Consider the following 12,681-nt stretch of genomic DNA (forward strand, 5'->3'; position numbering starts at 1 on the left):
CCCGCTCCCGGGCCACGAGCATGAAGCCATGACGAAGAACGCGATCGAGATCGCCCCCGACAGTGCCCTGCTGGTCATCGACGTGCAGCAGGGGTTCGACGACGCGTCCTTCTGGGGGCCGCGCAACAACCCGGCCGCCGAGGACAACATCGCCGCTCTGATGGACGCCTGGCAGGCCGCCGGGCGGCCGGTGGTGCAGGTGCGGCACGCCTCGCTCCGCCCCGGCTCCGTACTCGCCGCCGACCGGCCGGGCTACGCCTTCAAGGAGTTCGTGGAGCAGCGCCGGTACGAGTCCCTGCTGATCACCAAGCACGTCAACTCGGCCTTCTACGGCACCCCCGACCTGGCCGCCTGGCTCACCGCCCGGGGCATCGGCCAGCTGGTGGTGGCCGGGATCCAGACCAACATGTGCGTCGAGACCACGGCCCGGATGGCCGGGAACCTGGGCTACGACGTCCTCGTCCCGCTCGACGCCACCCACACCTTCGACCTCGCCGGCCCGGCGGGCCTGAGCCTGACCGCCGACGAACTCGCCACCGCCACCGCGGTCAACCTCCAGGGCGGCGGCTTCGCCCGCGTGGTGACCACGGCTCAGCTGCTCTCGGCCGCGTAGTACCGCAGGCGGCCGTCCTCCCGCAGCAGCCGCATCCCGACGGCCTCCATGACCCGCTGCGAGGCCGTGTTCGCCAGGTCCGTGTCGCCCTCGACGGCGGTCGCACCGTGCTCGTGGGCGTGGTCGAGCAGCGCGCGCAAGGCCTCGGTGGCGTAGCCCCGGCCCCTGGCGGAGGGGATCAGCCCGTAGCCGACGGTCACCCGGCCCCGGGCGTCGGCCGGGCCGTGGAAACCGGCGCCGCCGATCGCGGTGCCGTCGTCCCGGCGCCGTATCTCGTACGCCCCGAACGGCAGCGGGTCGCCGTGCGCGGCCAGCACGCGCAGGTACCGCTCCGCGCCCGCCCGGTCCCCGGCGTCCGGGTAGCCCGGACCCCAGTGGTCGTCCGGGCCCGGCGCGCCGTCGATCAGCCGCCGTGCCCCGTCCGCGTCCAGCGGCCGCAGCACGAGCCGCTCGGTGATCAGGCTCCGGGAGGCCGGAAGGCCCGAGGTGTCGTCCATGACCGCCATGCCTATCAGCCCGCACCGCCGCCCCGCCGGCATTTCGGGTCGCCGCCCACGGCAGAGGCCCGGTCCCCCCGCTCGGGGGGACCGGGCCTCACCGGGGCGTCCGGGTCAGAGAACGTCGGCGGCGATGTTGGCCGCGACCTGCTCCAGCAGGGGTCCCGCGTTCGGGATGGACTTGGCCGGGTCGGGCTCCAGGTCCGTGAGCGGGTACGCCTTGCGGATACCGGCCGCCTCCAGGGCCTCCTGGCTCAGCAGCAGCCGCCCGCAGACCGCCACGACCGGCTTGCCTGCCGCCCGGGCCGCCGCCGCGACACCCGCCGGAGCCTTGCCGTGCAGGGTCTGCTCGTCCAGCGAGCCCTCACCGGTGATGACCAACGTGGCCCGCTCCAGGGCCGGCGCGAAGCCCAGTACCTCCAGCATCAGCTCGATGCCGGGCCGGAACGTCGCACCGAGCAGCAGCGCCCCGTAGCCGATGCCGCCGGCGCCGCCCGCACCCGGGAGCACCGCGCACTCGGCTGCCTTCGCGCCGATCGACTTCTCCAGCACCACCGCGAAGTGGTCCAGCGCCGCGTCGAGCGCCGCCACGTCCTGCGGCGACGCGCCCTTCTGCGGGCCGTAGACGGCCGGCGCGCCCTTCGGGCCCGTCAGCGGGTTGTCCACGTCGCTCGCCAGCACGAACTCCACGTCCGCGAAGCGCGGGTCGACGCCGGACAGGTCGGCCGAGGCCAGCTCGGCCAGCGCGCCGCCGCCCGGACCGACCGGTTCGCCGTTCGCGTCCAGGAACACCGCGCCCAGCGCCGCCAGCATGCCCGCGCCGCCGTCGGTGGTGGCGCTGCCGCCCACGCCGAAGACGATCGAGCGCGCGCCCGCGTCCAGCGCGGCCTTCAGCAGCTCGCCGGAGCCGTACGTGGTGGCCGTCAGCGGCGCGAAGGTGCCCGTCGGCAGCAGCTGCAGCCCGGAGGCCTCCGCCATCTCGACCACGGCGGTGCCCCCGCGCAGCGCGAACGCCGCCGTGACCTGGTCGCCGAGGGGTCCGGTGACCCGTACCTCGCGGCGTTCGAAACCGGCCGCCACCGCGGCCGCGACCGTGCCGTCGCCGCCGTCCGCGACCGGGAGGGTCTCGATCTCCACGCCCGGTACGGCCCTGCGAAGGCCCGCCGTCACCCGCTCCGCGACCTGAACGGCCGTGAGCGAGCCCTTGAATTTGTCCGCGGCGATGAGCACGCGCGCGGCCTCAGTTACTGCTCCGTCCGTCACCTTGCTATTCCCTTGCTATCGAACAGTGCAGTCGCGCCTCCATGAGCTTATCCGGAGGATCCTCCTATGCCCATGAGTGGCCTGGGTCACACCCGGCGCGCCATGCGCCTAAATACGGATATACGCCCGCATAGTGTGGCCGCATGAGCGCGGATTCACTTGAGTTCTCCCAGGAGGCCCAGGCCTTCAGGCCGGGGAGGAAAGGGTCCTCGGCGTGGGGGCGCGGAGCGCCGGGTCCAAGGACCGGGACCGCGAGGACGAGCCCGGCACCCCTGGGTAGGGTGGCTCGGTGACCACCACGGATGACTACGCCACGTACATCGCGAGCCTGCCCCGGGTGCTGGCCGGGGCGGCCGCCCTCTACCGGGACGCCCAGGGGCGGGTCCTGCTCGTCGAGCCCAACTACCGTGAGGGCTGGGCCCTGCCCGGCGGCACCATCGAGTCGGACCTCGGCGAGTCGCCCCGTACGGCCGCCCGCCGCGAGAGCGCCGAGGAGATCGGCCTCGACGTACCGCTCGGCCGGCTGCTCGCCGTCGACTGGAGCCTCGGCGCGGGCCGCCCGCCGCTGGTCGCGTACCTCTACGACGGCGGGGTGCTGGACGACGCGCAACTCGCCTCCATCACCCTCCAGGAGGAGGAACTGCTCTCCTGGCGGCTGGTCGACCCCGCCGAACTCACCGCGTACCTCCCCGGATCGCTCGGCCCGCGCACCGAAGAGGCCTACCGGGTCCTGCTGTCGGGCGAGGGCGCGGCGGAACTGGAGAACGGCCGCCGCCCGGCGTCCAGGTAACACCGGGCTTACTGCGAGCAGGACAGAATCAGCTGATGATCACGATGTATGCCTGGCCCAGCACCGCCGACGGGCCAGACGCGCTCCCCATGGTGCACTTCACGACCGATGAGCAGGCCGGCGGCGAGGTGACCCCCGAGGGGACGCCCGTATGGCTGTTCGACACCGCGATACGCGACGGCGGCTGGGCCCAGTTCTCCGACTTCGAGGGCTGGTCCGTGCCCGCCGCGCAGTGGCAGGCCTTCTACCGCCGGGAGGACGACCTCCTCGCCGTCAGCGGCCCCGGTTCCTGCGAGGGCTGGTACCAGGGCAACCTCGGCGCCGACGCCGAGTGGGTGGCGGCGGCCACCGCCCAGCAGAGCGTGGTCCTGCTCGCCGCCCCCGTCCAGCACCCGTCGCTGTACGGCTACGCGGTGGAGGCGGGCGCGGCCTTCGCCCTGCTCGTCCCGCTGCTCGTCGTCTAGACCCGTCTAGACCCGTCTAGACCCGTCTAGACCCGTCTAGACCCGTCTAGACCTGGAGCTGCCGGGCCCCGGCTTCGAAGTCGAGCAGCCGCACCTTGCGCTCGAGCCCGCCGCCGTAGCCCGTCATGCCGCCCGAGGCGCCGATCACCCGGTGGCAGGGCACGATGATGCCGATCGGGTTCTTGCCGTTGGCCAGGCCCACGGCGCGCGAGGCGTTCGGTTTGCCGAGCTCGGACGCGAGCTGCCCGTACGACCAGGTCTCGCCGTAGGGGATCCGTACCAGCTGGTCCCACACGCTGCGCTGGAAGTCGGTGCCCGCCAGCCGGAGCGGGAGGTCGAAGTCGGTGAGTTCCCCGGCGAAGTACGCGGTCAGCTGCCGCGCCACCTCGGGGAACGGCTCCTCGGAGGCGGCGACCCGCTCCCCGAAGGACTCCTCGGCGGGGCGGTGGCGCTGCCCGGTCATGTACAGGCCGCTGAGGACGCCGTCCGTGGCGACCAGGGTGAGTGGACCGTACGGGCTGTCGACGACGGCGTGCTGCTTGCTGCTCATGCTCGTGCTCCTCAGGCGGGCAGGTGGTTGATGGGGTGGGCGTCCGTGGCCCACAGGTACTGCACGGCGTACGCACGCCAGGGCCGCCAGCCGGCCGCCCGGGCGGTCAGCGCCGAGGGCGTGGACGGCAGCCCGAGCCCCTGCGCGGCCCGCCGGACGCCCAGGTCAGACGGCAGGAACGCGTCCGGGTCGCCCAGCGCCCGCATCGCGATGATCTCGGTGGTCCACGGGCCGAAGCCGGGCAGCGCCGACAGCTGGGCCCGCGCCGCATCCCAGTCGCTGTCGAAGCCGAGCGGCAGCGAACCGTCGGCGAGCGCCGAGACCAGGGTGGTGAAGGTGGTGCGCCGGCTGCGCGGCATGGCCAGGGACTCCGGGTCCAGCCCGGCGAGCGCCTGCGGGGAGGGGAAGAGGTGGGTCAGTCCGCCCAGCGGGTCCTCCACCGGCTCGCCGTAGGCGGTGACCAGCCGGGCCGCGTGCGTGCGTGCCGCCGCGGTGGACACCTGCTGGCCGAGGACGGCCCGTACGGCGAACTCCGCCGCGTCGACCGTACGGGGCACGCGGCGCCCGGGAGCCTTGTCCACGAGCGGGGCCAGCAGCGCGTCGGAGCGCAGCTGCTCGTCGACCGCCTCCGGGTCGGCGTCGAGGTCGAGCATCCAGCGGCAGCGGCTGATCGCGATGGTCAGGTCACGCATGTCGGTCAGGGCGAGGCGGCAGCCGATGTGGTCGGGCTGCGGGGTCAGTGCGACGACCCCGGTGCCGTAGGGCAGGCGCAGGGTGCGGCGGTAGGCGCCGTCCCGCCACTCCTCGACGCCGGGGACGGCGGTCGCGGCGAGGTGCCCGAAGAGGTTGTCCGGGTTGAGGGGCGCGCGGAACGGCAGCCGGAGGCTGATCGTTCCGGGGATGCGGGGCGGGGCGTTCTTGTGGCGGCTGGCCTTCACCGCCCGCTCCCGCAGCTCGCTCGGGGCGAGGGCGAAGACCTCGCGGACGGTGTCGTTGAAGGTGCGGATGGAGGAGAACCCGGCGGCGAAGGCCACGTCGCCCATGGGGAGTTCGGAGGTCTCGATGAGCAGTCGGGCGGTCTGGGCGCGCTGGGCCCTTGCCAGGGCGAGCGGACCGGCGCCGAGCTCGGCGTTGAGCTGGCGCTCGACCTGCCGGGTCGAGTACCCCAGGCGGGTGGCGAGGCCCGGCACCCCCTCCCGGTCCACGACCCCGTCCCGGATCAGCCGCATCGCCCGTGCGACGGCATCGGCCCGGGCGTTCCACTCGGGCGATCCGGGGCTCGTGTCGGGGCGGCACCGCTTGCAGGCCCGGAAGCCGGCCTGCTGGCAGGCGGCGGCGCTGGGCAGGAAGGTCATGTTCTCGACCTTGGGCGGTACGGCGGGGCAGCTGGGCCGGCAGTAGATCCGGGTGGTCAGCACAGCGGTGAAGAACCAGCCGTCGAAGCGGGCGTCCTTCGACTGCACGGCCCTTACGCAGCGCTCGGTGTCGGTGTGCATGGCTCCAGGATCCGGGGCGAGATCCACGACGGCTGGCGGTTTTCCGACATCAAGGCTACGCCGGGGCGGGGGCTCGGCCGAGGCCTGGGCGCCGGGGGTCGGGCGGAGCCGGGTCCGGCGGCGGGGCGGGGGTCGTCCGGGGGGTAGGCATGATTTATGGCCCCACGGCGGCACGGAAATGTGCCAGGGGGTCCGGGCCAACAAATCACGTTTCACACCCCGGACAACCCCCGCCCCACCACCGGCCCCGTCCCCGCCCTCAGGCGCGTGTACCGGTGCCGCGAACGGCGGGAGGGGTCGGCGGCGGGGCGGGGAGTGTCCGGGGTGTAAAACGTGATTTGTTGGCCCTCACCGCCGAGTCCTGTGTCACCCCCGCTCGGGGGCCATAAATCATGCCTACCCCGGACACTCCCCGCCCCGCCGCCGACCCCGGCCCCCGGCAACGCCGCCGCCGACCCCGGCCCCGGGAAACGAAGAGGGCCCCGGATGCCATCGGCATCCGGGGCCCTCTTTCACAGCCGAGCTCAGCGCAGCGTCGTGGCTCGGGCCTCGCGCCGGTTGTGCCGGAAGGTGTTGGCCCTCCGGGTCGTCGCGAACAGCGGGATGGTCGCGGCCAGAGCGATCTGCAGCGCGCAGCCGGTCTGGAGCAGCAGCTGACCGCCCGGGGCGTCGAACGCCCAGGCCGCCAGCAGCCCCATCGCCCCGACGATCCAGCTGAGCATCGCCACCGCGAGGACACCCCGCGGCTTCGGGTACTCGACCCGGCTCACCATCAGCCAGGCCACGCCGACGATCGCCAGCAGGGTCGGGATGAAGGGGAGCTCCAGCAGGACGATGGACACGACCGTCAGCGCGCCGAAGGGGCTCGGCATGCCCTGGAACATGCCGTCCTTCATCGTCACGCAGCTGAATCTCGCGAGTCTGAGCACCACGGCCAGCAGGACCACGATCGCGGCCAGCGCCGACATCTTCTGGTGCGCGTCGTCGGCGACCATGCCGTAGACGAGCACGAAGTACGCGGGAGCCAGTCCGAAGCTGATCAGGTCGGACAGGTTGTCCAGCTCGGCGCCCATCGGCGAGCTGCGCAGCTTGCGGGCCACGATGCCGTCGAAGAGGTCGAAGACCGCCGCGAGAAGCATCAGTATCACCGCGGTCGCCGCGCTGTGCCGGGCCATGCCCGACTCGCCGCTGCCGGTGAGGTGCGGGATGAGGATTCCGGTGGTGGTGAAGTACACCGCCATGAATCCGCACGTCGCGTTGCCGAGGGTGAGGGTGTCCGCTATCGACAGCCGCAGCGAGAGCGGCATGTCGTCCTCGGCGGACTCCTCCTCGGCACGTTCGGGAACCCAGCCTGTGGCAGGAGTCTCAGGGTCAGTCACGGTCAATTCGGGTCACCCCCGCGGTGGTGGCCTGACCGACCTCGACCGCGACCTCGACGCCCTCGGGGAGGTAGATGTCGACGCGGGAGCCGAAGCGGATCAGACCGATTCGCTCGCCCTGCTCGACCTTGGTGCCGGCGGGCAGGTACGGGACGATGCGGCGGGCCACGGCACCGGCGATCTGCACCATCTCGATGTCACCGAGCTCGGTGTCGAAGTGCCAGACAACGCGCTCGTTGTTCTCGCTCTCCTTGTTGAACGCCGGGACGAAACCGCCGGGGATGTGCTCCACGGACGTCACCGTGCCCGCGAGGGGCGCGCGGTTGACGTGGACGTTCAGCGGGCTCATGAAGATCGCGACCCGGGTCCGCCCGTCCTTCCACGGCATGATGCTCTGCACCACACCGTCGGCGGGCGAGATGACACGGCCCTGGGCGATCTCACGCTCGGGGTCGCGGAAGAACCACAGCATGCCCGCCGCGAGCGCGGTGGCGGGCACGGCCGCCGCGGCCCAGCGCCCGGACTTGCGAGCCCGGGTGAGGCTGAGCGCCGCGGTGGCGACGGTCGGCAGAAGCCACGGCGATGCTCCGCGCGCGAGGCGTACGCCAAGGAGGCTGTCGCGAGGTGCAGAGGTTTGGCTGTGGGGCATGGATGACCTTCGTAGCGGGTGATTGCCGCGCCGCAAACAGGGGGACGGGACGGCGGCTTTACTGGAATGCTATCGGTTGCGCGCAACAACTGGGCAAGCCAGAAGCCGAGTCGATGGCCGTCGGCCAGTCACTGCTAGTGACGCTTCTGCGACGGATCAGTGGATGATCCGCCGCAAAAGGTACTTTCAGCCCTGGAGTCGGTACTCCTCGAGCAGGCGTCGCCCGATGATCATTTTCTGGATTTCGGCGGTACCTTCACCGATCAGCAGCATCGGAGCCTCCCGGTAGAGACGCTCGATCTCGTACTCCTTCGAGAATCCGTATCCACCGTGGATGCGGAAGGCGTCCTCCACCACCTCTTTGCAGTATTCGGAGGCGAGGTACTTCGCCATCCCTGCTTCGAGGTCGTTTCGTTCCCCGGAGTCCTTTTTGCGTGCTGCATTCACCATCATCGCATGGGCGGCTTCGACCTTGGTAGCCATCTCGGCCAGCTTGAACTGGATGGCCTGGTGTTCCGCGATCGCCTTGCCGAAAGTGTGACGTTGCTGGGCATAGGAGACACCCAGCTCGAAAGCACGCTGAGCGACGCCGCAGCCACGGGCCGCCACGTTGACGCGGCCGACCTCGACCCCGTCCATCATTTGGTAAAACCCTCGGCCCGTCTGCCCGCCGAGTACCCGATTGGCCGGAATGCGCAGTCCGTCCATGATCAGTTCGGTCGTGTCGACGCCCTTGTAACCCATCTTGTCGATCTTGCCCGGGATGGTCAGGCCCGGACGGACCTCACCGAAGCCCGGCTCCTTCTCGACGAGGAAGGTCGTCATCGACTTGTGGGGCGCCGTGCCCTCGGGGTGTCCTTCGTCACTTCGGACGAGAACCGCCACCAGGGTGGAGCTTCCGCCGTTCGTCAGCCACATCTTCTGGCCGTTCAGGACGTACTCGTCGCCGTCCTTCACCGCCTTGGACGTGATGGCCGACACGTCGGAGCCCAGGCCCGGCTCGGACATCGAGAACGCGCCGCGCACCTCGCCCAGCGCCATCCGCGGAAGGAAATAGTCCTTCTGCTCCTGCGTGCCGTGCTGCTTGAGCATGTACGCCACGATGAAGTGGGTGTTGATGATGCCCGAGACGGACATCCAGCCCCGCGCTATCTCCTCGACGCACAGCGCGTAGGTGAGGAGCGACTCACCCAGGCCGCCGTACTCCTCAGGAATCATCAGGCCGAAGAGGCCGAGTTCCTTGAGGCCGTCGACGATGTCCTGCGGGTACTCGTCGCGGTGCTCCAGCTCGGTGGCGACAGGGATGATCTCCTTGTCGACGAACTCCCGGACGGTCTTGAGGATCTCCCGCTGGACGTCCGTGAGCCCGGCGGTCTGGGCGAGTCGGGCCATGGCTACTTCCCCTGTTCCTTCAGCTGCGGGCGGCCGGGCTGCTCGCCGCCGCGCTCCTTGATGTACGTCTCGGTCGGGACCATCACCTTGCGCCGGAAGACGCAGACGAGGGTGCCGTCCTGCTTGTAGCCCTTGGTCTCGACGTAGACGATGCCGCGGTCGTTCTTCGACTTCGACGGGGTCTTGTCGAGGACCGTGGTCTCGCCGTAGATGGTGTCGCCGTGGAAGGTCGGCGCCACGTGCCGCAGGGACTCGATCTCCAGGTTGGCGATGGCCTTCCCGGAGACGTCCGGGACGGACATGCCCAGCAGCAGCGAGTAGATGTAGTTGCCCACGACCACGTTCCTGCCGAAGTCGGTCGTGTTCTCGGCGTAATTGCTGTCCATGTGGAGCGGGTGGTGATTCATGGTCAGCAGGCAGAAGAGGTGGTCGTCGTACTCGGTGACCGTCTTTCCGGGCCAGTGCTTGTAGACCGCACCGACCTCGAACTCTTCGTAAGTGCGTCCGAACTGCATATCGCTCAGGCCTCCGGGATCTCGAACTTGCTGGTGCGCTGCATCCCGGCCGCGCGGCCCTTGCCCGCGATGACCAGGGCCATCTTGCGGCTGGCCTCGTCGATCATCTCGTCGCCGAGCATGGCCGAGCCCTTCTTGCCGCCGGCCTCGGAGGTGCACCAGTCGTACGCGTCGAGGATCAGCTCGGAGTGGTCGTAGTCCTCCTGGGAAGGGGAGAAGACCTCGTTGGCCGCGTCGACCTGGCCCGGGTGCAGCACCCACTTGCCGTCGAAGCCCAGCGCCGCCGCCCGGCCGGCCACCTCGCGGTACGCGTCCACGTCGCGGATCTGGAGGAAGGGGCCGTCGATCGCCTGGAGGTTGTGCATGCGGGCCGCCATCAGGATCCGCATCAGGATGTAGTGGTAGGCGTCCGCGCCGTAGCCGGGCGGCTGCATGCCCACGACCAGCGACTTCATGTTGATGGAGGCCATGAAGTCGGCCGGGCCGAAGATGATGGTCTCCAGCCGGGGCGAGGCGGCGGCGATCTCGTCGACGTTCACCAGGCCCTTGGCGTTCTCGATCTGCGCCTCGATGCCGATCTTGCCGACCTCGAAGCCCATCGTCTTCTCGATCTGGGTCAGCAGGAGGTCGAGGGCCACGACCTGCTGGGCGTCCTGGACCTTCGGCAGCATGATGCAGTCGAGGTTCTGGCCGGCGCCCTCGACCACCGTGATGACATCGCGGTAGGTCCAGTGCGTGGTCCAGTCGTTGACCCGCACGACCCGGGTCTTGCCCGTCCAGTCTCCGTTGTTCAGCGCGTCCACGATGGTGTGGCGGGCGCCTTCCTTGGCGAGCGGCGCGCAGGCGTCCTCCAGGTCCAGGAAGACCTGGTCGGCCGGCAGGCCCTGGGCCTTCTCCAGGAAGCGCGGGTTCGAACCCGGGACCGCGAGGCAGGAGCGACGCGGGCGAAGACGGTTCACCGGGTGGACGGGCGTGGTCATGCGGGGACCTCCGTGCTTGCAAGGTTTGCGGTGTCTTGAAGGGGGTCGAGCTTGTTGGCTTTGCGGATCTCGTCGACGATGCGGCCGATGATCTCCGTGATGCCGAAGTCCTTCGGCGTGAAGACGGCGGCGACACCGGCCGCCTTCAGTGTCACGGCATCCGCGTTCGGAATGATGCCTCCGACGATGACGGGAATGTCACCCGCCCCCGCCGCGCGCAGACGTTCGAGGACATCCGGGACGAGTGCGCTGTGGGATCCGGACAGGATGGACAGTCCCACGCAGTGCACGTCCTCGGCCAGCGCCGCGGAGGATATCTCCTCGGGTGTCAGCCGGATGCCCTGGTAGACCACCTCGAAGCCGGCGTCGCGGGCCCGGACGGCGATCTGCTCGGCGCCGTTGGAGTGTCCGTCCAGGCCGGGCTTGCCGACCAGCAGGCGCAGCCGGCCGGAGCCGAGCTCGTCGGCCGTACGGGCCACCTTCTCGCGGACCTCGTGCATCGGCGTACCGGGCTCGGCCGTGACCGCGACCGGGGCCGAGGAGACCCCGGTCGGGGCGCGGAACTCGCCGAACACCTCGCGCAGCGCGCTCGACCACTCGCCGGTGGTGACACCCGCACGGGCGCACTCCAGGGTGGCTTCCATCAGGTTCTCGGTCCCAGCCGCGGCCTCCTTGAGGCGTTCCAGGGCCTGCTGGGTGGTGGGGAAGACGAAGGGATCGCCGTCCCCCTGCCGGTCCGAGGACTCCTGACGTTCGGCCCGCCAGCGGACGATGCGCTCGACGGTGAGCGCCTCCACTGCCGGGTCGACCGTCATGATGGCGCCGTCCAGGTCGGACGTGAGCGGGTTCTCCTCGGTCTGCTGGAAGCAGTTGACACCGACGATCTTGTCCTCGCCGGCCTCGATCCTCGCGCGCCGCTCGGCGTGCGAGGAGACCAGCTCGGACTTGAGGTACCCGGACTCGACGGCCGCCATGGCGCCGCCCATCTCCTGGATCCGGTCGATCTCGGCCAGGCAGTCGGCGACCAGGGAGTCGACTTTGGCCTCGATGACGTGGGATCCGGCGAAGATGTCCTCGTACTCCAGCAGGTCGCTCTCGTGCGCGAGGACCTGCTGGATGCGCAGCGACCACTGCTGGTCCCAGGGCCGGGGCAGACCCAGCGCCTCGTTCCAGGCGGGCAGCTGCACCGCGCGGGCGCGGGCGTCCTTGGAGAGGGTCACGGCCAGCATCTCCAGCACGATGCGCTGGACGTTGTTCTCCGGCTGCGCCTCGGTCAGGCCCAGGGAGTTGACCTGGACGCCGTACCGGAAGCGCCGCTGCTTGTCGTTCTCGATGCCGTAGCGCTCACGGGTGACCTTGTCCCAGATGCGGCCGAAGGCGCGCATCTTGCACATCTCCTCGATGAAGCGGACGCCCGCGTTCACGAAGAAGGAGATCCGGGCGACCACCTCGCCGAAGCGCTCCTCGGGCACCTGGCCCGAGTCGCGCACCGAGTCGAGGACGGCGATCGCGGTGGACATCGCGTACGAGATCTCCTGGACCGGAGTGGCTCCGGCCTCCTGCAGGTGGTAGCTGCAGATGTTGATCGGGTTCCACTTCGGGATGTGGTTGACCGTGTACGCGATCATGTCCGTCGTCAGGCGGAGGGACGGCCCCGGCGGGAAGACGTGCGTCCCGCGGGAGAGGTACTCCTTGACGATGTCGTTCTGGGTGGTGCCCTGGAGCTGGGAGATGTCCGCTCCCTGCTCCTCGGCGGCCACCTGGTAGAGCGCCAGCAGCCACATGGCGGTGGCGTTGATCGTCATCGAGGTGTTCATCTGCTCCAGGGGGATGTCCTGGAACAGCCGCCGCATGTCGCCCAGATGGGAGACCGGGACCCCGACCCGGCCGACCTCGCCGCGGGCGAGGATGTGGTCGGGGTCGTAGCCGGTCTGCGTCGGAAGGTCGAACGCGACCGACAGGCCGGTCTGGCCCTTGGCGAGGTTGCGGCGGTACAGCTCGTTGGACGCCTCGGCCGTGGAGTGGCCGGCATACGTCCGCATGAGCCACGGACGGTCCTTCTGGCGCTCTGTCATCTCAGGCTGTCCCTTTGG

At 70.3% G+C, this 12,681-nt stretch carries 13 protein-coding genes; 3 read left to right on the forward strand and 10 right to left on the reverse strand.

Features of this window, described 5'->3' with window-relative positions; genetic code table 11:
- Positions 1-28: 28 nt before the first annotated feature.
- Complete coding sequence (locus OG429_RS31315; RefSeq protein ID WP_328928607.1) at positions 29-613, forward strand: cysteine hydrolase family protein; 585 nt, start codon at positions 29-31, stop codon at positions 611-613.
- Here the strand turns inward: OG429_RS31315 and OG429_RS31320 are convergent.
- Positions 592-1,110, reverse strand: a complete 519-nt coding sequence (locus OG429_RS31320) for a GNAT family N-acetyltransferase (RefSeq protein ID WP_328928608.1) — start codon at positions 1,108-1,110, stop codon at positions 592-594. The two genes, OG429_RS31315 and OG429_RS31320, sit on opposite strands and share 22 nt — an antisense overlap.
- Before the next feature lie 114 nt (positions 1,111-1,224).
- The gene (locus tag OG429_RS31325) at positions 1,225-2,373 is read right to left on the reverse strand and encodes a glycerate kinase (protein WP_328928609.1); all 1,149 of its coding nucleotides are present in this window, start codon (positions 2,371-2,373) and stop codon (positions 1,225-1,227) included.
- A 289-nt stretch (positions 2,374-2,662) separates the two neighbouring features.
- Here OG429_RS31325 and OG429_RS31330 point away from each other — a divergent pair, with 289 nt between their 5' ends.
- Positions 2,663-3,163: an NUDIX hydrolase gene (locus OG429_RS31330; RefSeq protein ID WP_328928610.1), complete on the forward strand. Its 501-nt coding sequence runs from the start codon at positions 2,663-2,665 to the stop codon at positions 3,161-3,163.
- Between the two features lie 35 nt (positions 3,164-3,198).
- Entirely contained in the window at positions 3,199-3,627 is a 429-nt protein-coding gene (locus tag OG429_RS31335) for a hypothetical protein (RefSeq protein WP_328928611.1), read from the forward strand.
- A gap of 46 nt (positions 3,628-3,673) precedes the next feature.
- Here the strand turns inward: OG429_RS31335 and OG429_RS31340 are convergent, their stop codons facing one another.
- The 8 genes from OG429_RS31340 to OG429_RS31375 form a co-directional block, all read right to left on the reverse strand.
- Entirely contained in the window at positions 3,674-4,177 is a 504-nt protein-coding gene (locus OG429_RS31340) for a methylated-DNA--[protein]-cysteine S-methyltransferase (RefSeq protein WP_328928612.1), read from the reverse strand.
- A gap of 11 nt (positions 4,178-4,188) precedes the next feature.
- Positions 4,189-5,673 (reverse strand): AlkA N-terminal domain-containing protein, encoded by a 1,485-nt coding sequence (locus tag OG429_RS31345; protein WP_328928613.1) that lies wholly within the window; start codon positions 5,671-5,673, stop codon positions 4,189-4,191.
- Positions 5,674-6,197: 524 nt separating this feature from the next.
- Positions 6,198-7,058, reverse strand: coding sequence for a CDP-diacylglycerol--serine O-phosphatidyltransferase (pssA, locus tag OG429_RS31350; protein WP_328928614.1), 861 nt, complete (start codon positions 7,056-7,058; stop codon positions 6,198-6,200).
- Complete coding sequence (locus tag OG429_RS31355) at positions 7,045-7,701, reverse strand: phosphatidylserine decarboxylase (RefSeq protein ID WP_030010161.1); 657 nt, start codon at positions 7,699-7,701, stop codon at positions 7,045-7,047. The genes pssA and OG429_RS31355 overlap by 14 nt, the downstream gene beginning before the upstream one ends.
- Positions 7,702-7,887: 186 nt before the next feature.
- The gene (locus OG429_RS31360; protein WP_328928615.1) at positions 7,888-9,093 is read right to left on the reverse strand and encodes an acyl-CoA dehydrogenase family protein; all 1,206 of its coding nucleotides are present in this window, start codon (positions 9,091-9,093) and stop codon (positions 7,888-7,890) included.
- Between the two features lie 2 nt (positions 9,094-9,095).
- Positions 9,096-9,608: a MaoC family dehydratase gene (locus OG429_RS31365; RefSeq protein ID WP_328928616.1), complete on the reverse strand. Its 513-nt coding sequence runs from the start codon at positions 9,606-9,608 to the stop codon at positions 9,096-9,098.
- 5 nt (positions 9,609-9,613) lie between these two features.
- A complete protein-coding gene (locus OG429_RS31370) occupies positions 9,614-10,588 on the reverse strand; it encodes an HpcH/HpaI aldolase/citrate lyase family protein (RefSeq protein WP_215146713.1) in 975 nt (324 codons plus the stop codon).
- Positions 10,585-12,663, reverse strand: coding sequence for a protein meaA (locus OG429_RS31375; protein WP_328928617.1), 2,079 nt, complete (start codon positions 12,661-12,663; stop codon positions 10,585-10,587). Before OG429_RS31375 ends, OG429_RS31370 begins: the two co-directional genes overlap by 4 nt.
- Positions 12,664-12,681: the final 18 nt, after the last annotated feature.

It is taken from the genome of Streptomyces sp. NBC_00190 (assembly GCF_036203305.1).
In the GTDB taxonomy this organism is placed as follows: domain Bacteria; phylum Actinomycetota; class Actinomycetes; order Streptomycetales; family Streptomycetaceae; genus Streptomyces.

What these genes read in the sequence shown, in the direction of transcription:
- OG429_RS31335 (WP_328928611.1), top strand. Translation starts at nt 3,199, where the DNA reads ATGATCACGATGTATGCCTGGCCCAGCACCGCCGACGGGCCAGACGCG.
- OG429_RS31340 (WP_328928612.1), bottom strand. Translation starts at nt 4,177, where the DNA reads ATGAGCAGCAAGCAGCACGCCGTCGTCGACAGCCCGTACGGTCCACTC.
- OG429_RS31375 (WP_328928617.1), bottom strand. Translation starts at nt 12,663, where the DNA reads ATGACAGAGCGCCAGAAGGACCGTCCGTGGCTCATGCGGACGTATGCC.
- OG429_RS31315 (WP_328928607.1), top strand. Translation starts at nt 29, where the DNA reads ATGACGAAGAACGCGATCGAGATCGCCCCCGACAGTGCCCTGCTGGTC.
- OG429_RS31320 (WP_328928608.1), bottom strand. Translation starts at nt 1,110, where the DNA reads ATGGACGACACCTCGGGCCTTCCGGCCTCCCGGAGCCTGATCACCGAG.
- OG429_RS31370 (WP_215146713.1), bottom strand. Translation starts at nt 10,588, where the DNA reads ATGACCACGCCCGTCCACCCGGTGAACCGTCTTCGCCCGCGTCGCTCC.
- OG429_RS31365 (WP_328928616.1), bottom strand. Translation starts at nt 9,608, where the DNA reads ATGCAGTTCGGACGCACTTACGAAGAGTTCGAGGTCGGTGCGGTCTAC.
- OG429_RS31345 (WP_328928613.1), bottom strand. Translation starts at nt 5,673, where the DNA reads ATGCACACCGACACCGAGCGCTGCGTAAGGGCCGTGCAGTCGAAGGAC.
- OG429_RS31355 (WP_030010161.1), bottom strand. Translation starts at nt 7,701, where the DNA reads ATGCCCCACAGCCAAACCTCTGCACCTCGCGACAGCCTCCTTGGCGTA.
- OG429_RS31360 (WP_328928615.1), bottom strand. Translation starts at nt 9,093, where the DNA reads ATGGCCCGACTCGCCCAGACCGCCGGGCTCACGGACGTCCAGCGGGAG.